Source organism: Okeania sp. SIO1H4 (genome assembly GCF_010672695.1).
Lineage (GTDB): Bacteria > Cyanobacteriota > Cyanobacteriia > Cyanobacteriales > Microcoleaceae > Okeania > Okeania hirsuta.
In genome coordinates this window covers 105340-131812 of record NZ_JAAHGB010000012.1, presented here as the reverse complement: position 1 = coordinate 131812, position 26473 = coordinate 105340, and the positions used below count along the sequence as shown (strand labels likewise).

Below are 26473 nucleotides of genomic sequence, written 5' to 3'. Positions count from 1 at the left end.
AAGCCGATCGCAGTAATGTGGTCGGTATTTTTTGATAAACAGTCTCTTAACGAATATCTTGATAGAAACGTTTCAGAAAAGTTGGTGAGACACCAAAACCCCATAAAAAACCAATAAATAAATAGATAAAATTTGCTTTGAAAATTCCCCACTTAGCTACACGGCGATCGCTAGTATATACAAAGCGATTTACTAAAGAAATTCGTCCATGTTTAACTAACTTGAGACATAAGTCAGCATCTTCCATAATTGGTAGATTAATATTAAAACCATCAACTTTCCAGAAATCTGTACGACGACAGAAAATTACTTGGTCTCCAAACAAAATCCGCAAACCTTTAAAAAATAGATGAGGGCGAAAAATTAGGGGAGCATAAAAAGTTTTGAGATAGTTATGTAAGGCAATACTCCAGCGAGTAGTTTTGGCATTACACATAATAGAAATAAATCCACCACAAACAATATTTGGATTTGCCAAAGTTTGGGAAATTATAGAAATCAAGTCATTAGGCACTATAGTATCAGCGTGAAGAAAACAGAGAATTTCTCCTGTTGCTTTTTGGGCACCTAAATTCATTTGAATAGAACGTCCGCGTTGAGGAGAATAAATGACAGAAACTCCAAAGGAGAGAGCAATAGAAACTGTATCGTCTTCGCTGTAACTATCTACTACTAATATTTCTTTTGCTGGAGGAGTAAGTACAGAAAGATTATTGAGGGTACGCGATAAATAAGCTGCTTCATTAAAGGTAGGAATAATGATAGAAATATTGGGCATAAATTAAGTAAGAAGGAAGAATTCAACAATTAATAATTAATTATTAATTATTACCTCTCCTTGAAAACGGATAGGATTGACTAAAAGTAAAATTTTTTTTTCTTTTTTCCCCTTAAAAGGGGAGGCACATACCCACAATTTCTCGGTAAGAAGTAAAAAGTCAGAAGTCAGAAGTCAGAAGGAGTTTAATTCTCTAGGATAGAACAAGTGGTAAGTATATAGCTGAAATACCTACGTCAAGTAAACTAACAGTACAATCAAAAGTCAGATTATAGCAAGTATTTAAAGAAGTCAGAAGTCAGAAGTCAGAAGTCAGAAGTTGTTTTTGTAACGGGGATTTGAGCAAGCCTCCAAAAATATTTCGCCTTAAAAGGCGGGGTTACGCAACCCAATTATTTTGATAAATTATGATAAGATTTAGTAGTTATACCATTTCACTTAAAAAATGTCACAAATAGTTGGTAACTAATTAAGTCAAATAATAAACTAAAATTACTGTAGAGTAGAGATTTTAAGTACTTAAAATCTTACTTTTGACTTATGACTGTCTTGAGTGCGTCTTAAATTCTGAGGAAATCTCGCCAATTAGCACTCGCTTTTGACTTTTGACTTTAGTGAAACGGTATTAGTAATTCCATATACGAGTTCTACATTCATAGCTATTCCATCAAGGAATTAAACTGTTTGATAACCTTGCCAATTAGCAATTATTAAGATTATTAATATTATGGATAAATCATCAATTAGAGAATTACTAGAAGACTTGAAAAATCCTGATGAATTAATTAGAAATAAAGCTACGGGTGAGTTATGGCGGATTTGGTTTGAACAAAAAGGTGTTGCTGGTTTAGAAGCAATTAGAAGCTCAGAAAATTTGCTGCAAGTTGGAGAAGTTGCTAAGGCAGAAGCAGTTTTGAATAAATTAGTTGAAGATTTACCTGATTTTGCAGAAGCTTGGAATCGAAGAGCGGTTCTTTATTACACTTTAGGAGAGTATAGAAAGGCGATAAAAGATTGTGAGATGGTAGTGAAAATTATTCCTTTTCATTTTGGTGCTTTGCATGGTTTAGGATTATGTTATGCTGCATTGGGAAAATATCGAGAAGCTATTTTAGCTTTTAAAAAGGCTTTAGAAGTTCAGCCTTATGCTATTGAAAATCAAAGGTTAATTCTAGAATGTACGGCGAGGTTAAGTTAGATATATTATTGATCTGAAGAGGTGTAGCGATCGCTTTCCTAATTTTTATTAATTCTTTCTGAAAATTAATGAATAAATATAAGAGACATCTGGTGATAATAAAAAATTAAATTAATTATCGCACTATATAAATCAAAAATTTTCCCCTACTCCCTAATCCCTATTTTCTGAATATGCCTAATAACAATGAAAAAAAATGACCTAGAGTTTTATGACTTAAGTGCTAATCAATGGTGGGATAAAAATGCCAAAATTTATGCACTTTATTATCTTAATCAACCAAGGTTTAAATTTTTCGATAGATATGTTCCTCATTGGCAAGGATTAAAGGTTTTGGATGTGGGTTGTGGGGGTGGTTTTTCTTGTGAATTTATGGCCAAGAGAGGTGCAATAATTTATGGTATTGACTCGTCGGCAAAATGTATAGAAGTTGCTCAAAAACATAGCGGTGAAAATAGTCTGGATATTAACTATAAAATTGGGATTGCTGAAAGTTTGCCTTATGAAAATAATACTTTTGATGTTGTTATTTGTGTGGATGTTTTGGAACACGTTTCTGATTATCGTCAAGTTGTTTCAGAAATATATAGAGTGTTGAAACCTGGTGGTATTTTTTTATATGACACGATAAATCGTAATTTTCAATCTCGATTTATGATGATTTGGTTGATGGAAAATTTATTACGATTAATTCCCCAGGGGGTTCATAATTGGGATAAATTTATTCTGCCAGAAGAGTTGAAAGAGTTGATGTTATCTTTGGATTTTGTTGAAGTTGAAATGAAAGGTTTTGATTTGTTTGGAGAAATAGGTTTTGTCTTGGGAGAGTTGAATACTTTAAGAAAAAATCTCAAGTTTGATAAGTCGTTACAAATATTTATTCGGAAGTTAATTCAAGTCTGGAAAACAAATTTTATTAACTATCAGTTATATCGAAAAACTGGCTCTTTTCAAATTAATATTAATGATGATATGTCAATTATGTATATTGGTAAGGCTTTGAAAAATAAGGAAACTCCATAGATGAATGGTGGTGGTGTATAGTAATGCTAGAGAGAGTTTTGGGAGTGTGGGAACCCACGCCTAACCCCTCCCAGGAGGGGAATGTGGGGAGTGTAGGAGAAATTAAAAAATATATATCTTTACCATTACTATGCAGGACTACCAGATAAATTAGTAAACTCAAATAGTTGATTTTTTAGTCTATCTAGATTATGATCTCTCTTAAGTAGTACAACAAAAGTAAATAACTGTACTTTAATTAATAATTAATAATTAATAATTAATAATTAATAATTAATAATTAATTATTACCTCTTCTTTTCAAGGAGAGGATTTACTAAAAGGAAAATTTTTTTTATTTTTTCCCCTTAAAAGGGGAGGCGCATACCCACAATTTATCGGTAAAATGGTCTCCTATTGGTTATTAGGAAAAAAGTAATTTTGAAGAAGGATTCAGGAGGACCGAGTCAGGAGTCAGGAGTTAGAATAAATGGCTTAAACACCAGTTTTTAGTGAGGTGGGAAATTCTCTTTTTTTGCTCAAGGGACATTTTTAGAAGTCAGAAGTCAGGAGTCAGGAGTTAGAATAAATGGCTTAAACACCAGTTTTTAGTGAGGCGGGAAATTCTCTTTTTTTGTCACAGGAACATCTTCTGTAAAGTCTTTTTATCGCCCTTATTATTAGTAGTATAGCAATTCTCATATTGGTGAGGTACAAAATTCGTTTGTTTTAGGGATTAAGGAGTAGGGGGTAGGGAGTAGTAATTCGAGAAACATGGGATAGAAAAAAAGAAAAAAACTTTATATCACTAATTTGATAAACGCTATATTCTTTTTTCAAAATGGTATAATATCATTTCCCTTGGGGCGCGTTTGTGTAAACCCAAGCATGAATATATATAGGAAATTTAAGTTTTTTTTCTTGCTATTAAACCTTCCTGACTCCTGACTCCTTCTTCAAATTATTTGAGTGATTGAAAGACTTTGCACATCATGTTTATTTGACTAAAAACCAAGCTTCAGCTCAATAAATACAGAAGAACTATTTCTCCTAGTTTCTAATTCCTAACTCCTGACTCCTGACTTCTTCTTCAAATTATTTGAGTGATTGAAAGACTTTGCACATCATGTTTATTTGACTAAAAACCAAGCTTCAGCTCAATAAATACAGAAGAACTATTTCTCCTAGTTTCTAATTCCTAACTCCTAACTCCTGACTCCTGACTCCTTCTTAAAAATTACTTTAAATTTGATAAATAAGTAGCTTTAGCGATCGCTACTAATTTCATTCCTGGAGGATAACAACCTTCTGTTTTAATACGCTTAATTTCTGCCTCTGAAATATTCAATTTTAAGTATCTATTGATTGCCCGGACAATATCACTCCGGTCTATTATACCTGCTACTGCTCCAGCAGGAGAAAGAACAGTTATATGTTTTTGCTGATGAAATTCCATACAGTTAATAACTTCCACTAAACTAGCTTTCTCCGAAACAGTAACTATCTGATTTAGCGGACATATAATCATCCTTAAAGTTTGAGTATCCCAATAACTCCTTTCAATAAAATTAATAGCATCAGAAGAAACTAAACCAAGATAACGACCCTCGCTAGCAGCAAAATAAATGGAAAATTTAGAACTTTTCAAAAAATATTTATCTGAGAATTGACTCAAAGTCAAATTTGCATCTACCACACGAAAATCTCGCGTCATTGCTTCTACAGATTTAATTTTAATTAACGCTTCTTCTAAATCAATTATCCGGCGATAAAATTTGGCATTACGCATAGCAAACCAACCAATTAAAGCCAGCAAAAAACCACCATAACTCTGAGTTACTAAAACTAAAATCGACCCCAAAACAATTCCGAACCATCCTAAACCTTGACCACTTTTAGCCGCCCATCTTACCCCAACAAAACGACTACCAGTTATTTTCCAAATAGCAGCTTTTAATACTTGTCCACCATCTAAAGGTAAACCAGGCATCAGATTAAAAATAGCTAAAATTAAATTAATTTCTGCTACCCGATTTATTAGTTCACCAACCAAGCTTGATGTGGAAAAAAAAAGGCTAGTTAAACCCAATAAAAAAAACAAAACTAAACTCACTAAAGGTCCAGCGATAGCCACTTGAAAAGCTTCTCCAGGAGTTCGATATTCTCGATCTATTCCAGCAATTCCACCAAACAAAAATAACCTGATAGAATTAACTTTCATCCCTTGAGAAATAGCAACTAAACTATGAGCTAATTCATGTAATAAGACAGAAAAAAACATTAGTAGAGCAATTACTAATCCAGCTCCAAAAGCTAAAAATAATCCCCACTCTTGATAGTCTTGCATATTAATATATGTTATCCACAGTAAAATGACGAACCACGAAGAATCCAAAAATAAAGGGATACCAAATAAATTACCAATTCGCAAATCTGCCTGCATGAAGTTTTGTTTGATTATTTATTTATTTATTTAAACTTTGACTTGTTCTACTATATATAATTTATCTAGTGCTAGGATATTTCCTTATATTCAATATCCGTAACGGTTTTAACCAGAGGTAATTATCCGTAAGCATTCAGCCGTCAGCTATTAGCTATCAGCTATTAAGTTATTAATTTTGAGTCCGCGTAAAAGCAACCTTTGAAATTGAGAAAGAATAAAAAGTTACCCCCAAAGTACCCTGATTATACCAATTTGAAAAAAGAATGTTACAAAAAAGGTAGACCTGTATCGGATATGCTTAAAAATAGCTAGTCTAGTTCATTTTAGATATTTATTTATGTCGTTTTTCCATTTTTTTAAATATTTATCCCTTCTTCGTTATTCCCTCTTCCTTCTTTCGTAGGGACGTTGCATGCAACGTCCCTACCATTTGTAACAAACATTTATCAAATTGTTATTACACCTTAGAAGTAATTATTCATTACTAATTGCTGATAGCTGACTGCTGGCTAACTGCTAATAGCTGAATACTTACAATTATCCATTATCAATTAATGAACTGTTGCCTAAAAGCGACCAGGTTTTTTTACGCAACTCAAATGCAATTACTATATATTTAATACTAATTCTCATGCATTATTGTTATACTTAGGCAGCACTTCACTTATTAAGTAATTAACACAGACTGAATAACTTTTTTGATAATTATTAGCTAGTTATTGTTAATTATTCTTGTTTTTACTTCTCCCCTACTCCCCTACTACCCCACTCAATAAAATGTAGAAAAGTTTTTGAGAAATGGTATAAGTGGTGCTTCACTTATTAAGTAATTAACACAGACTGAATAACTTTTTCGATAATTATTAGCTAGTTATTGTTAATTATTCTTGTTTTTACTTCTCCCCTACTCCCCTACTCCCCCACTCAATAAAATGTAGCAAATATTTATCAAATTAGTATAATACCCTGCCGTCTACATGGTATTTAAAATTGCTTGAGGTTATCAGACACGAAGTACCAAGTGCTTGACTATCTCCATCCACTTTTTCGATCTTTCAGTCCTTCTTTCTTCTTTCTTCTTCCTTCTTCCTTCTTCCTTCTTTTATTGGAAAATCAAAAATGGGGGTATCTCTTCTGTGCGAAAAGAATACCCCCTATACTTGTAACTAAAATCAGGTTATGTCTATAGCATACCAGCACTACCAAGTCCTAAAATTATTCCAGCCCCCAAAATATGACCAAAGCTAGTAGTAGCTAACAATTCTGGTATGCCAAACCCAGTAAAAATGGCTGGTAATGATACTGGTAAATCAGGCCCTTGTCCACGATTGTTCTTGGAAATAGCATAGTAACCAATTACAATTGCCACTAGGTTGCAAGTTATCATTACAATTGCTACTTTTGGAGACCACTCTGCAGAGAGGGGTTGAGATTGTGCTGCTAAAATTAAGCCAGAGTAAATCAAGTTTTTATCTCCTTAAATCACAGAAATTTGGCTATTTGACTTAAATGTTTGATTGAATCAATTTATGTTTTGCAAATTATCAATAAATTTTAGTAAGAAGCTATAATTTGTTTTAATAATTAACAATAACCTTAAGTTTTAATACAAAGATGTACAATTAAGCTCTTAGCAGGTAAAATAAATGCGCGTAAAAATTTGTGGGATTACAAAATTAGAGCAAGGACAAGCGATCGCTCAAATGGGAGCAACAGCTTTAGGATTTATCTGTGTTCCAACATCGCCTCGGTATATTACCGCAGAAAAAATCAGAAATATCGTTGTTCAACTACCAAAAAATATTGATAAAATCGGGGTATTTGTTAACCCAGAAATTGATTTTTTATCGGAAATAATTATTCAGACCCAATTGACTGGCATACAACTACATGGAGACGAATCTCCAGAATTTTGTCATCAGCTACGTCAATCAATACCAGATAATATAGAAATAATTAAAGCATTCAGAATCAAATCTCCTCAAGATTTAACAAGAGTAAATAGTTATGAAAATTATGTCGAGACTTTACTCCTAGATGCTTATCATCCAGATAAATTAGGAGGCACTGGTCAAACCTTAGATTGGAAAATTCTTAAAGATTTTCACCCTACTTGTCCTTGGTTTTTAGCAGGTGGTTTAACACCAGAAAATATCACAGTATCAATTCAACAATTCATCATTGAATCTAGCCATAAATTCTGTGGTATAGACTTATCTAGTGGAGTAGAAATAGCGCCTGGGTATAAAGATTTAATTAAAGTCAAAAAATTATTTAATAGTTTGGCTCAACTTAGGGTTAAAGTGTAGAAAAACATCAAGTATTATGACTGATACAAGTTTAAAAGTTTTTGTTTGTAGTTTTGCTCTACCCCATAAAATATCTATATCTATACTTAGGGTTTTAGCCCTACTACGATCTCTAATTATAACTATTCAACCGGACATGATATAAAATTTTAGTAGTAATCAAGACTCAGGTAGGGAAGCAGTCGGTAAGGGGACCTACAAGAGTCAAAATATAAAAGGATTTTGATTATTCTTAATTGTTATTAAATATCTCATATAGTAATTCCCATATTGGTGAGGTACAAAATTGATTTGTTTTAGGGAATAGGGAATAGAATAGAATAGAATAGAAGTAAAGATAAAAGATAGGTGTACCTCATTAGTCTGAGAAACGCTATAAATATTCAGGGTAAACATTTAGCCATTAGTTTAAATAGGGTTTGCTGATTAAATATCGCGCGTATTGACTGGTATTAGTTTGAGCAATTTTAGGTCTGGAGGGGGTGCGAGGTTTTAGGTGGTAATGGTTCAAAAATTCAGGATTTTGGTCAAGAGTTGAGCAGAACAATCTTGGGACAAAACGCCCGCTCCTACCTCCTCGCTCGTTCCCATTTCTCCTGTCTCCTGTCTCCTGTCTCCTGTCTCCTACCCTCACCCATAAGACTTATGAGCGCAAACCCTAAATAGTCGCTCTCAAAAAAGTCAAGGTCCGGCAAGAAAAGAGTGAGGTTATGGGTATTAGATAAAAAGGTGGTGGTGCATAGTAATAGTAGAGATAGTGTGGGGAGTAGGGGAGTGTGGTAAGAAATTAAAAAATATGTATCTTTACAATTACTATTCAGGACAACCGATAAAAAACAATAAATTATTCCAACACTCTTGATTCACTTTTATCTTTTTATTTTGGGTTTAATACCCCACCGTCTACACGGTGTTGACAATTGGTTGGGGTTTGAGTCCCCATCCATTTTTTCTTCCTTCTTCCTTCTTCCTTCTTCCTTCTTCCTTCTTCTTTCTTCAATGTTTGATTACTGTTTAGTACCATTGCACACGAAAAGCTGACTGCTAATTACTGAATAGTAAATATTCAGGCTTTTATTCTCTTTAATTCTGCATAAATTACCACTGAAATAATACTCCAAAATATCGGAATTAAAACATATTGGATAAGAAGACTTAGTAGATCTTTTACCATTTCTAATTTAATTACATAAGCTGCGATAATTGTTAATGGAAATATTATCAAAAAGCCAATGGCAAATAAAATCAAGTTAACTCGAGTAATTAACCAGAAATACCCATTAGTCAATTTCCAACTATACCTAATTCCATTTACAGGTGAAACACCGTCAATTAAACAGTATGCCAATAAAAACTAAGACGTATTCCAAGATAAATCATTGGTAAAAGAAGTAAGATTAAAAAATATTGACTTGACATTAATTTAATTGGCTTAAATGTAATAGGAGCAAATACAAGCAAGGGCACAATTAATATAGGAAACGACTTTTTTATGCCTCTAGTAAATGCTTCTATTAATGTAATTTTATTTCCCTTCAGATATCGCCAAATATAAAAATAACGAATTGCAAATACCCAGGGATTAACAAATACTATCAGAAGTCTATCTAGCCAATAATCTATTGTGCTAGATTCTGAGAAAAAATTTATAATTACTGCCAACTTGTAAATTTTCCCACCTACCTACTTAAACCTGACTTTACTCAACAATCAAATTATTAGTAACATAGGAGTATCCAAAGTATGGCCAATATATCAGGAGATAACAACGATAACCTCTTAATAGGTTCTCCAGAACCTGACCTAATGGAAGGGTTTGGTGGAAATGATACCATTTTTGGTGAAGCAGGAGATGATACTCAAGATGGTGGAGAAGGAGAAGATGAAGTTATTGGTGGCATTGGATCGGACTCTTTAATTGGTGGTGAAGATAATGATTTATTACAAGGAGAAGATGGCCGCGACTCAGCATTAGGCGGTCTTGGAGATGATAGTATTGAAGGTGGTCCGGGAAATGATTTTTTAGCAGGAGAAGAAGGCAACGACTCATTATTTGGACAGACTGGAGATGACTCCGTAATTGGTAATGAAGGAATTGATTTAGTTACTGGAGGAGATGGTAACGATACATTAAGAGGTAGTCAAGGTAATGATAGTCTCTTTGGAAATATTGACGATGACGCAATATTTGGAGATAGTGGAGATGATATTGGAAATGGCAGTATAGGAAATGATTCTCTTTTTGGTGGTGATGGTAATGACTCTCTAGATGGAGGTAGTGGTGATGATACTCTATTTGGAGAAGCAGGTGATGATACTCTATTTGGAATTAATGGCAGTGATTTTATTAATGGTAATAGAGGTAACGACCAAGTTTTTGGTGGAGACAATTTGGACAATCTTCGCGGTGGAAAGGGTAATGATACAATTTTTGGAGAACAAGAAAACGACTCCCTCTTTGGTGACGCGAATAATGATTTAGTTATTGGTGGTATTGGTGACGATACATTATTTGGTGGAAAGGATGATGATACACTTCAAGGTAGTGATGGTAATGACTCCTTGTTAGGCGATCGAGGCAACGATATATTATTTGGAGATGCTGGAGAAGATACCTTAACCGGGGGCGAAGGTTCCGATATATTTGTCCTACCTGGAGAATTAGGTAATATTGATGTGATTAATGATTTTAGTCCTTTGGAAGATTTCTTGGCCTTAGATGGTGACTTAACTTTTGGCGACTTAAGTTTTGAACAGGGAACAGGTCTAAATTTCAGAGATACATTGATTACTATAGATAATGGTAGATTATTAGCAGTATTAGTCAATGTTCCAGCTTCAATAATTACAGAAGAAGACTTTATAGATAATATTAGTCAAGCTTTACCTGAGTCTACATCAGACCAAGAAATTTTATAAATCTTCATTAGACCAATTTTCTAAAATAGAACTTAGTCTTAATCTGGGAATATAAGGCCAACCTCCCTTTGCTTCAATATCTTTAAGTAAATTGTAGAGTGCTTGACGATTATCTGGTAATGCTTGTTGAAATAAGCCTTCTCTGAGTTCTCGATGTAAACCTTCCAGAGTTCGTAGCATAGCCAACATTGCTATTGGATCGTCGTGATGATTTTCCGCTAAAGCTCTTAGCAAATGTGTCAATGATTGTAAATCATTGTGTAATTGTGTTGACTGATTGTCTGTATTTGTATCCATAATTATCAATTAATATCAAAAAATTATTTTAATTAGTTTTTACCTATTCATATAAATACCAGGCTCTAAATTAATTTGTCCTCGTATGGATAATTCAAAAATATCTTGCTTTTTCTAGATATTAATTTGATTTGAAATTAGTTACAGCGATATTCTACCTTAAGCATATTTACTGATGCAATTTTAATTTACCGAAAAGCAACGTTGAAGGCCCCTGTGTTTTAACCCGGGGGATGAAAACGAGTGAGTTGTTTAGACTAGACAACCAAAGTGGTCCTGTGCTATTATTACCCACAATAAAATTTCCAATCCCCGTTTCAAATGTACTCTTGTCAGCAAGTTTTAGTAGGTAAAAATCCCGAATTAATTGCTATTTTAACATTTTTATGTGAACAGTCTCACAAGCTCACTAACATGGGAATATATTATGGTCGGCAATTATTTTTTAAGTCTTACAAAACTCTGGGCAAGTTTGACTTGGAAAAAGTCTACAAAAAGAACAATCACTATAAAGTTTTATATTCACAAGCAGCACAACAAATATTGATAACTGTAGCTGAATCATTTAGGTCTTATTATGGTTTAATAAAAGCCTATAGTGAAGGAAAAATATCAGACAGACCAAAAATTCCTAACTACAGAAAAAAAGGAGGAATGGCTACAGTTAGTTACCCCAAGCAAGCATTAAAACTTAAAGGTAATCAAATTAGAGTACCACTAGGTAATACCTGTAAGCGCTGGTTTGGTCTAGATTGTTTTTATATTCATAAGCCGAGTAATCTCAACTTTGCTTCTATTAAAGAACTGAGAATATTACCGAGAAACAAATGTTTTTATTGGGAATTTGTCTATGAAAAAGAAATAGTAGTTAAACCTCAATTAAATCAAGATAATGTCTTAGGAATAGACCATGGTGTAAATAATTGGTTGACCTGTGTATCTAATGTCGGTACTAGCTTAATTGTGGATGGTAAACATCTCAAATCAATGAATCGTTGGTACAACAAACAAGTATCAACTATCAAAGAAAATAAACCGACTGGATTTTGGTCAAATAAACTAGCTGCAATTACTGAAAAACGTAACCGCCAAATTCGTGACGGTATAAATAAAGCAGCCAGAATAGTCATTAACCATTGTTTAAAAAATTCTATTGGTACAATTGTATTTGGTTGGAATAAAGGTCAGAAAAATCAAATCAAACTAGGAAAAAAAAGTAATTCTGAATTTGTACCAATTCCCACAGCTAGACTCAAAGAAAGAATAGCTCAGTTGTGCAATGAATATGGAATAATATTTATAGAAACAGAAGAAAGTTATACAAGTATTGCTTCATTTTTAGATGGTGACTATCTACCTAATTATGGTGAAAAACCCAATGATTGGAAACCATCAGGAAAAAGAATAAAGCGTGGTTTGTATAGGAGTGGTAATAATTGTTTTGTGAATGCAGACTGTAATGGAGCTGCAAATATCATCACAAAAGTAAGCAGAAAGCTAAGTTTAGACTTAAGCCGACTGTGTAGGGGCACTTTGACTTGTCCCCAGAGAGTGTATCTTTGGTCAGCTAAGAAGAAACGAAGCAACATGGATTACCGGTGTTGCGTAGTATCTGCTTAGAATCCCCGTGACTTGAGTCCGGGGAGTAGTCAAAGTCCTTTTTTCAGGAAATGGGCTTATGTACATGAGTTTAAACACCTAATAAATGCTAACAGATGCTTGAGAATCCCGCGCTGTAATTTTTAATTCAGCACCGGGAGTCAATCTGACAAAAGCCACTTGAGAAGGTGAAGTACAACTATGATTGTATTGCCCTAACTTCCGATAAATTCAAAAATCAAAAATCGGATTATTTATACTGCATAAACATAAAACGCAGTAGCAAAGTTAATTGTTGAATATTAAATCTTGAGGTTAACAATGAGGTATCGCACTTTAATTGCTGCACTATTAGCTGTGTGTTTGAGTTTTTTGACCGCTTGCTCAGAAGGTCCAGGTAACAGTCAAACACTTACATATGATGACATTGTCAATACTGGTTTGGCTAACAACTGTCCTGAGTTACCAGAAACAGCTCGTGGTTCCATTGCCCTTGACCGCGATAGCTCTTATATTTTGACAGATTTGTGCATACAGCCAACTGAATATTTTGTCAAGGAAGAACCTACTAACAAACGCCAGAAAGCAGAATTTGTAGAAGGAAGAAAATTGACACGATATACTTCTAGCTTAGACCAAGTAACAGGGGATCTGATCTTTGATGAAGATAACGCATTGACATTTAAGGAGCAATATGGTATTGATTTTCAGGCTATAACTGTTCTCTTACCAGGTGGTGAGGAAGTACCTTTTCTATTTACCGTCAAAGGACTTATTGCTAAAAGTCAGCCTGGTGTTTCTGCTATTAATACCTCTATCGATTTTGAGGGTATCTATAATGTTCCTTCCTATCGAGGTTCTAGCTTCCTAGATCCAAAGGGTCGTGGTGTTACTTCAGGATATGATAATGCAGTAGCTTTACCAAATCGTGCAGATGATACAGAGTTTAGTAAAGCTAATGTCAAGTTTGCAGATACCAGTCTCAAAGCTGGTGAAATTTCCCTGAGAATTTCTAAAGTAGACAGCGAAACTGGTGAAATTGCTGGTATCTTTGAAGCAATTCAGCCTTCTGATACAGACTTAGGTGCAAAAGAGGCTGTAGAAGTTAAAGTTGGTGGTACTTTTTACGGTAGGGTAGACACAGCTTCTTAAGCTAAATATTGGGTCTGAAATTAAATTGCTCGTGCAACTTATATGATTAAAGACCCTACCTATCAAAATTGAAAGTTTGTGAAGATAACCAACTGTCTCTTTTCACCTAAAAATGTCTTTTCATTGAAAGTTGTAAGGGGTAGGTTTTAGGTTCCAAAATTATAGAAAATTAAACCCTAAAAGGCTAATTTTACTCCTGGTGACTGTGAAGTTTTCAACAGTAGTTGCTCTGTAATAGTGCAGTTAAAAAATTTGCTTCCTAAAACCTAAAACTAAACACGCAATAGAAGGGTAACGACCAGAAAAAAAGAATATGTATAGAGGGGCTAAACACTCCTCTATTGTTATTAGATTTAGATTTTATTAGAAAAATATTTAAACAACTAATAAATATTATTATTGAAAATAATTATTGCTCCTATAGCAATTTCCAAGAATCGTGAGGTACAAAATTCGTTTATTTTATTTTAGGGAGTAGGGAGTAGGGAGTAGGGAGTAGGGAATAGAAAAATAACTGTATCTCAGTAACTTGAGAAACGCTATATTAAATATATTTATACTTAATTAAGTTAATCAAGTAACTACTTAGTATATAGAAAATAGATCAAACCATCGACTACGATATTGCTGATAAAAAGGCTTAGAATATAACTAAAACTATTATGAATAAATTGTGTCTAATATCACAATCCAAGATTCCAAAGCAATAATTTTATAAACATACAATTCCTAGTAGAAGATGTTTCATTAATTAATAATGGATAATGAATAATGGATAATTAACTCTTGTTAAAACCGTAACGGAACTAAATATCAGGAAATCTGATTTCTTCTCTTGGTCGATTGGATATGGCGAGGAGACCCGTTCTTGCAGACCCGCTCCGAAGTACGCCATCCCTCGACCGCTTTTTTCTCCTTAAAAGGAGAGGCTTTAAACCTTTGGGGGTTAATTATCAATTATCAATTATCAATGATCAATTGGTAAAAATATAGTGCGTATTTGATTTACCATCACTAAATTTCTATCAGAATTATTTTGAAAATTAGGTAAGTCGGAAACCACCGTCTTTTAAGTAGTGGATGGAAACGACTTGGGCAGGTTTTAACCCGTAGTCAAAAAAATGTGTTATAATTGATTGCTAAAGACACATTGACCTCTGAATCATCGTGAAAGCCTGATATCTAATGGACTATACAGGTTAAATGGTAGTTAACCGAAAAGGTGGCTAGGTGCTTGCCAGCACTCTGTTTCCAGCCGTTAGACAGCACGTTGTACCTCAGAGCGAGTGAATCAAATAACAACCAAAAAAATTAGCCTCAATGGTCGCCAGACCGGAGAGAGTAGTGGCTATTGGCACCACCTAGTTAGCTGCTCCTGTATGCGTAGTACGGTACGGTACTGGTAATTTAGCCGTTCCGAGCAATGTGGAAATCGTGGTTTTAACCTGATATAAAGCTCCTCTGAATAATTCACGCGACTGTAGTCCGTGGAGTGTCAAAATATACCTATGTCTACCACTATCACTCAAAAACTAAAAAGTAAAAACCTGGAACTGTTGCGCCAATATCAACAGTCTCCTTCTCATCATCTCCGTAATCAATTAGTTAAACTTAATGTTGGACTTGTAAGAAAGGAAGTTTACCATTGGTTGAATAGGTGTACTGAAACCTACGATGATTTACTCCAAGTAGGCTGTATTGGATTAATTAGAGCAATTGAGCGATTTGATATATCGAAGGGACGAGCCTTTAGTTCTTTTGCTACTCCTTATATCCGGGGTGAAATTCAGCATTATCTAAGAGATAAAAGTCCTTCTGTACGAATTCCCAGAAATTGGCTAGCTATGGATCGGCAGGCTACAAAAGTTATACAAGACCTCCGAGTGAAGTTAAAACGGAAACCTACAGATTTAGAGGTGGCCTCTGCATTGGATATTTCTTTAGAGCAGTGGCAAGAAATTCAATTAGCTTGTCGTAACCGTGCTCCTCTAAGTTTAGACGCTCCAGTTCAAGATGAAACAAATGGAACCACTTGTTTAGGAGAATTAGTTCCAGATACTCAGTATCGTAGTTTTCAGTTAGCTCAAGAAGACCAAATTCGTTTACAGCAAGGACTGGCCAAACTAGAAGAAGGTACTCGTAAGGTTTTGGAGTTTGTTTTTCTCTGTGATTTGACTCAGAAGGAAACCGCCGAGCGGATGGGGATTAGTGCTGTTACTGTTTCTCGAAGAATCAAGAAGGGGTTAAAGTCTTTGCAAAATATTATGCAGTAGAAGAAGGTAAGTCAAAAGTCAAAAGTCAAAAGTTAAAAGTCAGAAGAAAATTATAGTGGTCAATAAAAATCAACAATTCAGTAAGTATTTATGCTTAATATTTAACTGAGAATTTGACTCCTGATAAAGGTAAATGAAGATAATTTATATAGTATAAATACTTAAGCAAGCTACGGATTTTATACTAATTTTCATGTTACAAATTGAAGTGCGGAATGTGGGTTACAAACAAATTGCAATAACTGTCCAATAGCTAAAAGTCTTATATTATAGGTTTTTTATTCACCCTGTCGCCTGTTGCCTGCGCACAGCGCTATATTATAACGGTTCTACCGAACATGATATTAAAAGTATAAACCCCACCCATCTACTAGATATGGGCGGGGTTAGTTTTTAATACCGATATATTCTTGTCTTTATGGAGAAACATCGGTTAAATTTTGCCCTTCATCCAGTTTTTAAACAAATTCTCCTTAACCATAGTCTGTCGCAACACTTCAACTAAATACTCTTGAGCTTCTTCCCGACTTAAACCTTTCACTTGCTCCCGTAGAACTTGTAATTTGAACTGTTGCTCCATAGTTAAGCTGTTAGACATTTCCATAGTTTACTCCTTGCTTATCTAGATAATAGATATTGGCCTATATATTAAGGCCACAGTTAAGTTGATTTATTGACTCTTATGTAAATTATCGTAACATTTACTTGACATACTGTCCATAATGTACATTTTGAAACTAATTTATTCGACAAAAGTTAACATTAAATTAATAAAAGCTAGAAGTATTATGATGATTAGGCTAGAACTAATATCCTAAAAATTCTAAAGATGGAGAAGGGCAAATGGATGCAATGGAATTTTTTCAAAAGAGTGCTGGTAAATGGCGATCGCAACGAACAACCCATCATCTGGCCTTTAGACAAGCAGAAATGGGTAGTTCAGATATTCAAGTAACTAGCTTGGGTGCTGGAGATCCGAAAGTAGTAGAAATCTGTAAAATGCACGAAATTGACCCAAGTTTGGCTGCTGGAGGCGCTTTTGTTACTTGGGATGGTTCCATGGCCTGGGATAAAGATGATGAAAATCACAAAGGTTCAACTGTATTTGCGATTGTTCCAGATCCAGAAAATCCTAGAAAAGGCAGAATGTTGCGAGAACGAGGCTATGCAGAAATTGTCCCAGTAGTGGGACTGTTTGAGATGGATGATGAAGATGGACTAAATCTAATTACAGAATATGAAACTATGAGTTCTATTGAAAGATTCTGGTTTCCTAGCCCTAATCTGAGAATGCGAACCAGTGCAGTGAAGCGGTTTGGTGGATTTAATACTTCTACATTTTGTACAGAAGTTCGAGTAGAGGAAAACAACTCAGATTGTGAAATAGAAACGTCACAGAATACTGCACAGTTTTATTCTGCTTTTGGCTGGTAGATAGATAACAATATGCCCAAAGTTAGCAAATAGCTATCAAAATTGTTACAGATTGTTGCGTAAGTTAATAAAAGTGAGACTTGGATTGCCTCAATCCCTTAATCTAAAGGTTGGCTATTGATGCAATTTTTTGAATCGCAGCAAGGTTTAGTGTGCTCTGGCCACACTTGATAAATCAAATTTAATAATTTAAGGAGATTCTCACGTGGCGATTCCATTATTAGAATACAAACCTATCAGTCAAAACTCACGAGTTGCGGGTTATGAAATCCCCGGTGATGACCAACCAATGATTTATTCAGCCGAATCTTTGCCCTCTGGGTCAGGATGGGATGAGTTAATCTGGGCAGCTTATCGTCAAATTTATAGCGAACATCAGATTCTTAAGAGAGATCGCCAAATCTTCCTAGAATCTCAACTCAAAAATGGTCAACTTACAGTTCGAGATTTTATTCGTGGTTTGGTCATTTCCGATCCATTCCGTCGTAACAACTACGATACAAATAGCAACTATCGCTTTGTTGAGTTATGTGTTCAACGTGTTTTAGGTCGTGATGTTTACAGCGAAAAGGAAAAGATTGCTTGGTCTATCGTTGTAGCGACTAAAGGTATCGAAGGTTTCATTGATGAGTTGGTTAATAGCGAGGAATACCTCGACAACTTTGGCTTTGATACTGTACCTTACCAGCGTCGTCGGGTTATACCCCAAAGAGATGGAGGAGAAACTCCTTTTAACCTAAAGACACCTCGTTATGGTTTCTACTATCGGAGTATTCTTGGTTTCCCTCAAATAATTTACCAAAATGAATTACGTCGCTTTACTCCCCAAGAAAAGAAACCTACAGCAGGCAATCCTTCTCTTTATTTAGATTTAGCACGGGGTATAAACGCTCAAGGTACATCAACACGAGTTAATCTAGGTAATATCAATCTTGGTATGGTACCTTATCGTAAGATATAACTTAAGATTATTACTCTAACACCTCTGTTGAGTGGGATTAAATTTTGTAGGGATGGAATATTCGTGCAGAGTATTTGGTTAACTTGCCAAAACTAGGAACATGAGTATTCTATCCCTACAAGTTTTTAGTTACTGAAAAGAGGGAGTAGGCAGCTTTGCAGTAGGCAGCTTTGCAGTAGGGGGAAAAAAAATGATGATTTATGTGCAATAATTGATTTTATTTTTTATTACTTAGGGCTTGCTGATTAAATCTAAAAGCATTGACAGATAAAGGTTATAGCATTTTTATGTCTAAAAAAGTGTTAGCTTTTCGGTGGAAAAAGCTCAAAAAGCTAGTATTTTGGGACGATTATGGCAGAGAAATCAAGGGACAATTCTTACTCCTACCTCCTCTATAATTCCCATTTATACTGACTCCTGACTCCTGACTCCTGACTCCTGACTCCTACCCTCACCCATAAGACTTTTTGCTGCAAACCCTACTTAGAGATGTCTACTGAAAAAAACAATGCTGAGTTAGAGTTGAGTAATTTGAACTTTATCTCCATACTTCAAATTAAGCTGAGATTGAGCGCTACTAGCATTAGCAGCGATTTCGACAAAATCGTGAGAACCAACAATTGCAATTACTTCCCCTGGTTGACAGTCACTATAAGTATTGCCACTGACTATAGTTTTATAGGATGAAAGATTGTCATTTTTTTGAATCACAACTAACCAGGTTTTACCCTGAATATAACTGCTGGGAATATTAGTAATTATATTGCCAAAATAGTCAATATATTGAACTGAACCTTCAATACCTGAGTCTGTGAGAGTAATTTTATTTAAAGGTAATTTTACTAAACTTTCTGGGTTAATTTTTTCTCCCAAATTTTCTAATGAAACCCCTCTAGCAATATGAGCGCCAACAGGAGCAAATATATCTCGACCGTGAAAGGTTGTACTAGGTGAATTTGTGCGCCAATAGTCAGAATTAGTCAATTCCACAACTTTTATTTCTTGTGTTTCTAGGTTTTCCAGCACACCACTAAAAATACCGTTATCGGGTCCGACAAAAAAACCTGTTGATAATTGAATAGCGATCGCTCTTCTGGCACTTCCTACACCTGGATCGACAACAGCTATGTGAACTGTTCCTGTGGGAAAATAGGGATAAGCATTTTTTAAACAAAATCTTGCTGCAAATAAATTTTGAGCAGGAATTTCATGGGTGAGGTCTATTAGCGTTACTGTCGGATTAATTTGATAAATTACACCTTTCATCACACCGACATAAACATCTTTTAATCCAAAATCAGTTAAGAGTGTAACTATTTTTCTATCAGACATGATTATTTTTGATATTATATCATGTTCGGATAATCAGTTATAAATAAAATTTAAGAACTGACAGTACCGAATAAATACTAAAATTATCTGGCGTTGGTAATTGATGGGATGATTTATATTTTGGGGTAGCGCTCTGTAACCGTCCCCGGTTAATCATTGGGGGATTGCCCCTACAAATTTCATCCTGTCATTTACCGACGCCAATTATCTTTACTTTTCTTCTTTCCTCCCCCTACTGCTGAGGACTGACTCCTCGCTAAGTTATTTATAAGTTTCAGCCTAACATGATACTATAGTAGGGAACAGACAACAGGGAACAGGCAATAGGCAATAGACAATAGTAGGAAAAATTTTCCTGTCTTAGGGTTCATCATCAATCTATGTCATATTAAATCCGGTTAAACAGTTATAGATTGGTTAAGTCTTTAGGAGTCAGGAGTCAGGAGGAGAGAGAATCACAAAGATGAGCGTAGTTATGACGATTCGAGATTTTTTTTATGTCCAATTAAACGGATTTGATATCAAACACTAATATTATGTCCGTTTAATAGCACGGCACGATAGAACTCCCTTATGGGTTCCGCGAACGTTAAAGTTTTTAGGTGGTAGGTGATAGGTGTAAATTCAAGTGAGAACACTGGAAACGGAACGCAAATTTGGGATATTCCTTCCAGATCGCTTCAGAAGTCAGGAAATTCAGAAATAGAATAGGGGAAAAAGCGGATGCGACCCCATGCCCTTCGGTTTCGGCAGTTGCTTTAAGTCGGGGTACCCGTTCAACGCACTGCACTCACTGTTGCACGGCGCAAGCGGTCGATATTCGAGCTTTCCGTAGGGTGGGATGGCGTTAGCGTTAGCGTTTGCGCAGCATGACCATAGGAAAGCAGCTCTGTAAGAGGTAGCGGCTCTCTCAAGAGCGCGTCTCCTCGGCATATCCAATCGACTTAGAAAGCGGTCAGATCCCGCGGGGCACGCCAGACGCAAGGGAATGCGCACCAAGCAGGTAGAAAAATGCTCATCTCCCCATCTCTCCATTTCCCCATTTAATTCAATTGCTCAATTTGATATTGGGCATCTCTATAACCTCCTGTTCGACCTTGCTCTAAATAAAGTTTGGCTGCTTTTTCAAAATCACTAATTGCTCCTTTTCTATCCCCAAGATTAACTCTAACCAATCCTCTACTATAGTAAGCATCAGCATATTCAGGGTTAAGTCGAATTGCTTGAACATAGTCAGCGATCGCTTGCTCATAATTTTCTTGTTCAGAATAAACACTAGCACGATTTGCATAAGCTTCTGCATTATTCGGACTAATAGCTATTGCTTGAGTATAATCTTCTATTGCCTTTTCCAGTTGATTTGCCGAAGCGTAAGCTAATCCTCTATTTGTATAAGCTGACGGACTTTTGGGAGCAATTTCAATTGTTTTTGTACAATCAGATATAGATTTTTCATACTCTTTAATATTGAGGTAAGCAATACATCGATTATTATAAGCAACTTCATTTTCAGGGTTAATTGTAATTGCTTTAGTGCAATCAGATATAGCTTTTTCATAAGTTGCTAAATTCAAATATGTGCTGCAACGATTAGCATAAGCTTCTTCATTTTCAGGGTCTATTTCAATAACTTTATTATAATCATCTAAAGATCCTTGATAATCTCCCATAAAAAAGCGCGCTCTGCCTCTACTATAATAACCATCTATCTTTTGGGGTTCAAGTCTAACCATCTCAGTATAATCTGTGATTGCTCCTTGTAAATCATTATTAGCAGCACGAGCTAATCCTCGACCATGGTAAGCATCTATATTATTGGGTTGCAGTCGAATAGCTTGAGTGTGGTCTTGAATAGCAGCGGGATAGTTTTGAGAGCTGTAGTGAACTAATCCTCTTTTATAAAAAGCTTCCGCATCTTGAGGTTTGAGGCGCAATACTTGAGTGAAATCATTAATTGCTCCGGCATAATCTTGGGTATCATAACGAGCTGTCCCTCTGTTAAAATGGGCATTAACATGGCTAGGGTTCAAATTAATTACCTTGCTATAGTTAGCAATAGCTTTTTGGTAATTTTCTAAGTTATAGTAAGCGTTGCCACGTTTATAGTAATATTCTTCTTCATTGGGATTTAGTTGAATTGCTTTGTCATAAGCGGCAATTGCTGCTTGTTGATTACCATTGTTCGCATTTTCTATCCCTTTCTCAAATATCCTCTCTGCTTTGACCGGGTTTGGGCGATTCAAGAAATACACTAACCCAATCAGCACTGCAATGACCCCCACGCTGGCAAAACCAAACAAAACAAACCATAAAGGATGAGATTTCACTCTCCGTGAGCTTGTTTTAGTTTGATAATTTCGATTGTTTTTAGTTTTGGGTAGTTGTTTTGTCAATTTTTGAGGGCGACTGCTAATTTTCTGTAGCGCTTTCACAACTTCTTCTACAGACTGGTAACGTTTTGTGTAATGGTAATGTACCATTCGATCGACAATATTAGCTAGATTTGAGGAACATAGGGTTCGATTTCGCCAGAGAATACCACTAGGATTTGATGGACGAAGGTCTTGTAGTTTAGGGAGTTCGCTACCGGGAATACCTGTCAGAGCTTGAATACCAATCATGCCCACTGCATACAAATCGCTATTAAATTGAGGAATTCCTTGAAATTGTTCGATGGGCATATAGGAAGGAGTACCTGTCGCTATTGTTCGTTGTACCTCTCCATTTTCTGCTGCAATTTTATGACTAACTTCTTTGACAGAACCAAAATCAATTAAAACTAATTTTTTATTTGTTTGATGTCTAATTAAATTAGATGGGTTAACATCCCGATGAATTACGCCATTTTCATGTACAAATACCAAAATTTCTAAAATTTCTAACAACAGTTTGATTACTTGTTTTTCTTGCCAAGGTTTACCGGGTATAATTTCTTTATTTAATGGTTTTCCAGGGATAAATTCTTCAACTAAATAAAATTGGTTATTTTCTTCAAAATAAGCTAGTAGTAAAGGAATCTGCTCGTGCCTACCTAATTTTTCTAATATTTCTGCTTCTTGTTTAAATAAACGGTGAGCAGTTCTAACTATTGTATAACTATTGCCAGGAGCGCGTAGTTGTTTGACCACACATTGAGGATGCCCAGGGCGACGAGTATCCGCTGCCAGATAGGTTTGTCCAAATGCACCAGCACTCAGGATTTGAACGACGCGGTAACGTCCATCTAGAAGTTGACCAATCATGTTCGTGTTACTCATAAGGTGGTAGGTGGTAGGTTTTAGGTGTTATACCATTTTGAAAAAAGAATGTTACAAATAATAAGGGCAATCAAAAGACAAATGCAGGAGATGTCCCTTTGACTAAAAAGATAACTTACGACTTAATAAATGGTATTAAAGCTATTCGTTATGATTCCTGACTTCCCCTACTGGGAGGGGCTAGGGGTGGGTTAACTCCTCAGAAATAACCTAGCTATTTGTAGCAAAGATTTATAAAATTGTTATTATACCAATTTTAAAAAATAATTTTATGAATAATCAGGGGAATTAAAAAGATTTTGCATTAGATATCTCTTTGAAACTCTGTCCTTAAAGACGAGGTTTGATGTAAGGGATATTCACCTTAATAAGTAATATTTAAGATATAGGAATAGACAGGTAGGTTAGGACTTATGCGGATGATGATCCGAATCAGGGGAAATTGTTTGTCCCACTGTTCCCTGTTCCCTGCTATATTTATTCTGATTTGAGAATCATAACTACTAGAAAAAGTATAACTATTTCTATCAAACATTGATCGAACTAGCATTAGGTGGTAGGTAAATTTTAATATTTTGTCAGTAGACTTAATCAAGGAAAACAAATATTACAGGTTTTGAAGTAGCAAAATTTGGTTGTTGAAGCAGTTGATTATTGGAGTAGTTTTTCGAGCATATTTTGTGAGTTTTGATAATTTTTTGTTCTGCCTTGCTCTAAAAAGAGATTGGCACTTTGGCGAAGGTCTGCTATTGCTGCTTGTATCTCTTGTAGCTCAAAAAGAATAATACCTCGATTATAATAAGCTATGGCATTACTCGGATTTATTGTTATTGCCTGGTCAAAGTCTTCAATAGCTTGATGATAGTTTCCTATATCTGAGAAAATTAGACCTCGATCGCTGTAGGCAAAAGAATTTTCAGGATTTATTTTGATTGTTGTGGTCAAGTCTTCTATAGCACCAGACAAATCACCACTAGCAGACCGCACTCTACCTCTGTTTTTGTATGCTTCAGCATTTTCAGGATTCATCTCAATAGTTATGCTACAGTTTTCTGCTGCTTTTTGATATTCTCCTAAATTTAAGTACGCAATACATTGATTATGGTATGCTAGAGAATCTTGAGAGTTTATTTCTATTGCTTGGTGACAATCTTTAATTGCTGCTCGATAATTTGCTAGCTTTAGATAAGCACTACATCTTTTTGTATAGGTATCGGAATAATCTGGTTTTAATTCTAGTACCCGGTCGTAGTCTGCTATTGCACTTTGATAATCTGCGATTTCAAACTGAGCTATACCTCGACTTTCGTAAGCTTGTGCATTGCTGGGGTTAAGTTTTATGGTTTGAGTGTAGTCACTTATTGCACCTGCTTGGTCTCCGATCGCTGCTCTAGCTATTCCTCGATGAAGATAAGCATCGCTATGTTGAGGATTAAGTTTAATTGATTGACTATAATCTTGAATCGCATTTTTGTAATCCCCAATTTTGTCATAAATTAGTCCTCGTTTTTGATAAGCTTGAGTATACTTGGGATAAATTCTTAATGTTTGTGTTAAATCGGTAATCGCTTTTTCATTGTCGCCTAATTCATAATAAGTTAAGGCACGTTGATAATAAGTGTGATAATTTTCTTTGATCGTAATAGCTGCTGTATAGTCTTTAATTGCTTTTTCATAAGCTCTTTGGGAATAATAAGAGTTGCCTCTTTGATAATAGATGGCTGCATTTTGTGGGTTTAATTGTAGTGCTTGAGTATAGTTAGCGATCGCTGCTTGTTGCTCTCCTTGTTTAGCTAATTCTCGACTTTGTTTATAGAGTGCTTGTGCTTTGAATATAAACTGCCAATGCCAGAAATAGGCGATCGCTACTCCTGCTATGGTTATCACTATTAAACCTGCAATAAGTCTAATTTTTGTGTTGTTTCTGAGTTGAGGTGGTGGTGTGGGAGTATCTATTTCTTGAGGCACTGTAATTATTGTTTCTAGTTTTGAGAGAATGTTTTTCTTGGTAAATATTACTATGTTTTTTAATTCTGTAAGCGCTTCTGAAGCTGAGTCATAATGTTGTTTACCTTGACTGTTTACCATTTTGTCAATGATATTTGATAGACTTAGAGAGCATACTTGTAGATTTTGCCAAGGTATTTCTAGTCCTAGAGTCTTGTTAGTCTGCTTTTGTTTGAGTAAATCTTGAGTAGATAATCCTGTTAGTGCTTGAATAGCAATTATTCCTAGAGCATAAATATCGCTATTTTTATCTAGCTCTTTTTGACTTTCTTCTAATGGTATATAAAGTAAACTATCAGAGTTATTTTGGCTACCATTTTTTGAGATTAATAATTCCTCGTTTTGTTCTAAAATTCTTGTAATTTTTCTTTCTAACCAAAAGTTTATTAAGACTAATTTTCCATCTAACTCTCGCCTGATTAAATTTGCTGGTGTTATTTTTCCATGAGTTTCCCCATGACCATGAATAAAGGCTAAAATTTCTAGTACATCCTTTAATATTTTGATTACTTCTACTTCCGGTAAAAACTTAACTATAGCTAATTCTTGATTTAGAGATCAACCTACTATATAGTCTTCAACTAAGTAGATAGTATTGTTTTCTTCAGAATAAGCTAATAAGTTAAGTAAACCATTGTGTTGACTCAAACGATAAATCTTTTCTGCTTTTTCTTGAAATAATGATAATATAACTTCTCGATTTTCTTTCTTAAAATTGCTTAGTCTAATTTCTCTGACTAGGCATTGAGGAGATTTTGGACGGTGGGTATCTGTAGCCAGATATGTTTGTCCTAAGATACTTGAATTTATAGGTTTGATCAAACGATAGCGTTTATCTACAATTTGGTCAATTATCATCTATTTTTACCCCATTACAAATGTGTGTTATGGCAGAAGGAAGAAGAAAGAAGATGTTTAGTTATCTAGGATAGAAGAAAGAAGGAAAAAGGCGTTTAAGTAGGTAGGCGATTAGTTATCTATGACAGAAGGAGAAATCTGGTCTTGTCTGAGTTTTAAGCTTTTTATATGTCCTAACCTTTCCTTGGACTGCTATATATAAAATTTGAAAAAGATAGTTACATTAAAGAATTAGTAGTCAAGAGTCAGGTTCTAGGAGTCAAGTTTTAGGTTTTAGGTTTCAGGTTCTAGGTTTCAGGTTTTAGGAGGAATTTTATCAACTACTCCTGCTAGAATCACGATCAAAGTTAAGCCTTTTTTCCTATTTTTTCATAGGCTATTTTCTGCCAATATATAGCAATTAGTAGCAATTAGGTTTCAGCTATTAGCTTTTTAATTTTTCTCTGCCTGTCTATTCAAGGTTTGTTTGAGTAAGTCAGTAAAGTCAACATGAAAAGCTTTATATAGTTTGACTGTAAAAAGATTTAGTTTGGTAATGCTACTCTCTTAGTAAAATCATATCAATTCATTATTTCTGTTTATTTATCATAGCTGACGATACTATAGTCATCAAAAATTATCGGATTGTATTGTCAGAATTAAATAATTATA

The 26473-nt window shown here is 34.9% G+C and carries 22 protein-coding genes; 10 read left to right on the top strand and 12 right to left on the bottom strand.

Features of this window, described 5'->3' with window-relative positions; genetic code table 11:
• Positions 1-46: 46 nt before the first annotated feature.
• On the bottom strand, positions 47-778 hold the full coding sequence (locus F6K06_RS11530; protein ID WP_124147667.1) for a TIGR04283 family arsenosugar biosynthesis glycosyltransferase: 732 nt from the start codon (positions 776-778) through the stop codon (positions 47-49).
• Positions 779-1505: 727 nt separating this feature from the next.
• On the opposite strand from F6K06_RS11530, the gene F6K06_RS11525 reads away from it, so the two are divergent.
• The 3 genes from F6K06_RS11525 (at position 1506) to F6K06_RS11515 (ending at position 3148) form a co-directional block, all read left to right on the top strand.
• Positions 1506-1976 carry a tetratricopeptide repeat protein gene (locus F6K06_RS11525; protein ID WP_124147668.1) on the top strand — a complete coding sequence of 157 codons (471 nt, stop codon included), beginning with the start codon at positions 1506-1508 and terminating at the stop codon, positions 1974-1976.
• 186 nt (positions 1977-2162) lie between these two features.
• On the top strand, positions 2163-2999 hold the full coding sequence (gene ubiG, locus F6K06_RS11520) for a bifunctional 2-polyprenyl-6-hydroxyphenol methylase/3-demethylubiquinol 3-O-methyltransferase UbiG (RefSeq protein ID WP_124147669.1): 837 nt from the start codon (positions 2163-2165) through the stop codon (positions 2997-2999).
• Between the two features lie 23 nt (positions 3000-3022).
• Positions 3023-3148 carry a hypothetical protein gene (locus F6K06_RS11515; RefSeq protein WP_287287167.1) on the top strand — a complete coding sequence of 42 codons (126 nt, stop codon included), beginning with the start codon at positions 3023-3025 and terminating at the stop codon, positions 3146-3148.
• Between the two features lie 1067 nt (positions 3149-4215).
• Here F6K06_RS11515 and F6K06_RS11510 read toward each other — a convergent pair.
• Both F6K06_RS11510 and psaK read right to left on the bottom strand, forming a co-directional pair.
• Positions 4216-5421 carry a site-2 protease family protein gene (locus F6K06_RS11510; RefSeq protein ID WP_124147670.1) on the bottom strand — a complete coding sequence of 402 codons (1206 nt, stop codon included), beginning with the start codon at positions 5419-5421 and terminating at the stop codon, positions 4216-4218.
• 1186 nt (positions 5422-6607) lie between these two features.
• Entirely contained in the window at positions 6608-6889 is a 282-nt protein-coding gene (gene psaK, locus F6K06_RS11505) for a photosystem I reaction center subunit PsaK (protein ID WP_124147671.1), read from the bottom strand.
• 181 nt (positions 6890-7070) lie between these two features.
• Between psaK and F6K06_RS11500 the strand changes: the two genes are divergently transcribed.
• Positions 7071-7733, top strand: coding sequence for a phosphoribosylanthranilate isomerase (locus tag F6K06_RS11500; RefSeq protein ID WP_124147672.1), 663 nt, complete (start codon positions 7071-7073; stop codon positions 7731-7733).
• Between the two features lie 403 nt (positions 7734-8136).
• On the opposite strand, the gene F6K06_RS11495 is transcribed toward F6K06_RS11500, so the two are convergent.
• The 3 genes from F6K06_RS11495 to F6K06_RS11485 all read right to left on the bottom strand — a co-directional run bounded on the left by F6K06_RS11495 (position 8137) and on the right by F6K06_RS11485 (position 9395).
• Positions 8137-8367 carry a hypothetical protein gene (locus tag F6K06_RS11495; RefSeq protein ID WP_124147673.1) on the bottom strand — a complete coding sequence of 77 codons (231 nt, stop codon included), beginning with the start codon at positions 8365-8367 and terminating at the stop codon, positions 8137-8139.
• Between the two features lie 243 nt (positions 8368-8610).
• Complete coding sequence (locus F6K06_RS11490; protein ID WP_161564748.1) at positions 8611-8757, bottom strand: hypothetical protein; 147 nt, start codon at positions 8755-8757, stop codon at positions 8611-8613.
• Between the two features lie 308 nt (positions 8758-9065).
• Complete coding sequence (locus tag F6K06_RS11485; RefSeq protein ID WP_124147674.1) at positions 9066-9395, bottom strand: hypothetical protein; 330 nt, start codon at positions 9393-9395, stop codon at positions 9066-9068.
• Positions 9396-9476: 81 nt separating this feature from the next.
• On the opposite strand from F6K06_RS11485, the gene F6K06_RS11480 reads away from it, so the two are divergent.
• Positions 9477-10652 (top strand): calcium-binding protein, encoded by a 1176-nt coding sequence (locus F6K06_RS11480; RefSeq protein ID WP_287241053.1) that lies wholly within the window; start codon positions 9477-9479, stop codon positions 10650-10652.
• Here F6K06_RS11480 and F6K06_RS11475 read toward each other — a convergent pair.
• Positions 10647-10949: a hypothetical protein gene (locus F6K06_RS11475; RefSeq protein ID WP_287241052.1), complete on the bottom strand. Its 303-nt coding sequence runs from the start codon at positions 10947-10949 to the stop codon at positions 10647-10649. The genes F6K06_RS11480 and F6K06_RS11475 overlap by 6 nt on opposite strands.
• A 321-nt stretch (positions 10950-11270) precedes the next feature.
• On the opposite strand from F6K06_RS11475, the gene F6K06_RS11470 reads away from it, so the two are divergent.
• The 3 genes from F6K06_RS11470 to F6K06_RS11460 all read left to right on the top strand — a co-directional run bounded on the left by F6K06_RS11470 (position 11271) and on the right by F6K06_RS11460 (position 15973).
• Positions 11271-12569 carry a transposase gene (locus F6K06_RS11470; protein WP_287241051.1) on the top strand — a complete coding sequence of 433 codons (1299 nt, stop codon included), beginning with the start codon at positions 11271-11273 and terminating at the stop codon, positions 12567-12569.
• A gap of 300 nt (positions 12570-12869) precedes the next feature.
• On the top strand, positions 12870-13700 hold the full coding sequence (locus tag F6K06_RS11465) for a photosystem II manganese-stabilizing polypeptide (RefSeq protein WP_287241050.1): 831 nt from the start codon (positions 12870-12872) through the stop codon (positions 13698-13700).
• 1508 nt (positions 13701-15208) lie between these two features.
• Positions 15209-15973 carry an RNA polymerase sigma factor SigF gene (locus tag F6K06_RS11460; RefSeq protein ID WP_124147678.1) on the top strand — a complete coding sequence of 255 codons (765 nt, stop codon included), beginning with the start codon at positions 15209-15211 and terminating at the stop codon, positions 15971-15973.
• 433 nt (positions 15974-16406) lie between these two features.
• Here the strand turns inward: F6K06_RS11460 and F6K06_RS11455 are convergent, their stop codons facing one another.
• Positions 16407-16577, bottom strand: a complete 171-nt coding sequence (locus F6K06_RS11455) for an NblA/ycf18 family protein (protein ID WP_124147679.1) — start codon at positions 16575-16577, stop codon at positions 16407-16409.
• A gap of 239 nt (positions 16578-16816) precedes the next feature.
• On the opposite strand from F6K06_RS11455, the gene F6K06_RS11450 reads away from it, so the two are divergent.
• Positions 16817-17407 carry a phycobiliprotein lyase gene (locus tag F6K06_RS11450; protein ID WP_124147680.1) on the top strand — a complete coding sequence of 197 codons (591 nt, stop codon included), beginning with the start codon at positions 16817-16819 and terminating at the stop codon, positions 17405-17407.
• Positions 17408-17612: 205 nt separating this feature from the next.
• The gene (locus tag F6K06_RS11445) at positions 17613-18368 is read left to right on the top strand and encodes a phycobilisome rod-core linker polypeptide (RefSeq protein ID WP_124147681.1); all 756 of its coding nucleotides are present in this window, start codon (positions 17613-17615) and stop codon (positions 18366-18368) included.
• Positions 18369-18884: 516 nt separating this feature from the next.
• Here the strand turns inward: F6K06_RS11445 and F6K06_RS11440 are convergent.
• The 4 genes from F6K06_RS11440 to F6K06_RS11425 form a co-directional block, all read right to left on the bottom strand.
• Positions 18885-19700 carry an S-adenosyl-l-methionine hydroxide adenosyltransferase family protein gene (locus F6K06_RS11440; RefSeq protein WP_124147682.1) on the bottom strand — a complete coding sequence of 272 codons (816 nt, stop codon included), beginning with the start codon at positions 19698-19700 and terminating at the stop codon, positions 18885-18887.
• A gap of 1043 nt (positions 19701-20743) precedes the next feature.
• Positions 20744-22957 carry a serine/threonine-protein kinase gene (locus tag F6K06_RS11435; protein WP_240039198.1) on the bottom strand — a complete coding sequence of 738 codons (2214 nt, stop codon included), beginning with the start codon at positions 22955-22957 and terminating at the stop codon, positions 20744-20746.
• A gap of 651 nt (positions 22958-23608) precedes the next feature.
• Positions 23609-25045: a tetratricopeptide repeat protein gene (locus F6K06_RS11430; protein ID WP_287241044.1), complete on the bottom strand. Its 1437-nt coding sequence runs from the start codon at positions 25043-25045 to the stop codon at positions 23609-23611.
• Positions 25046-25522: 477 nt separating this feature from the next.
• Positions 25523-25822, bottom strand: a complete 300-nt coding sequence (locus F6K06_RS11425) for a hypothetical protein (RefSeq protein ID WP_287241042.1) — start codon at positions 25820-25822, stop codon at positions 25523-25525.
• Between the last annotated feature and the right edge of the window lie 651 nt (positions 25823-26473).